This is a genomic window from Amycolatopsis thailandensis (assembly GCF_002234405.1).
Classification (GTDB): Bacteria; Actinomycetota; Actinomycetes; order Mycobacteriales; family Pseudonocardiaceae; genus Amycolatopsis; species Amycolatopsis thailandensis.
Genome location: NZ_NMQT01000306.1, coordinates 1 through 611, shown reverse-complemented (window position 1 = coordinate 611; position 611 = coordinate 1). Strand labels below are relative to the sequence as shown.

General features: G+C 69.4%; 2 pseudogenes. Both read right to left on the bottom strand.

Annotation, left to right across the window (positions count from 1 at the left end):
* Positions 1-190, bottom strand: a pseudogene (locus CFP71_RS42500) (HalD/BesD family halogenase); the annotation flags it as partial.
* Positions 191-340: 150 nt separating this feature from the next.
* A pseudogene (gene fbiC, locus CFP71_RS42495) lies at positions 341-611 on the bottom strand (7,8-didemethyl-8-hydroxy-5-deazariboflavin synthase); the annotation flags it as partial.

The following is a 611-nucleotide window of genomic DNA, read 5'->3' as shown; positions in this document are numbered from 1 at the left end:
GAGCGATCCTCGCGCCTTCCTGACGGAGGACGTCGCGCAACTCCGGGCGGATGAAGTCGGTCAGGACGCTGCAGCCCGTTTCCCGCAGTTCGGCGCGGGTCCGGGAAACGATTTCGCGCCACGCCGGGCTTCCCGGTTCGGAGAGCGGATAGCGGGCGGTGTCGGCAACTTGGACTGCGCTCGCGGTCATCGACGTCCTCTCGGCTGCCCGGAAGTGATTCTCGGGTTTAGCACAGAAAACGCCCGCGACCCCCGCGCCTTGTGAGCGGTGCCACACGGAACGTGACGGCCCCCTGGGCTCGCGTCGTACGCGAGTCAGGGGGCCGTCGACGACTTTTCGTCAGCTGGTGACAAGCGGCAGCAGCGGCCGCCGCACCGCGGTCGCGACGCCGTCGGACGCCTGCGCCGCGGCGATCCGCTCGGCGGTCGGCGTGCCGTACTCGGTGGTCCGTTGCCGCAGCGGACGTCCCAGCGGCTCGACCATCGAGCGCATGTCGCTGATCGTCTTGTACGACCCGTTGGCCGCGCCCGCCATCCGGCTGATCGTCTCTTCCATCAGCGTTCCGCCGATGTCGTTGACCCCGCCCTGAAGCACCGCGCGGCTGCCTTCT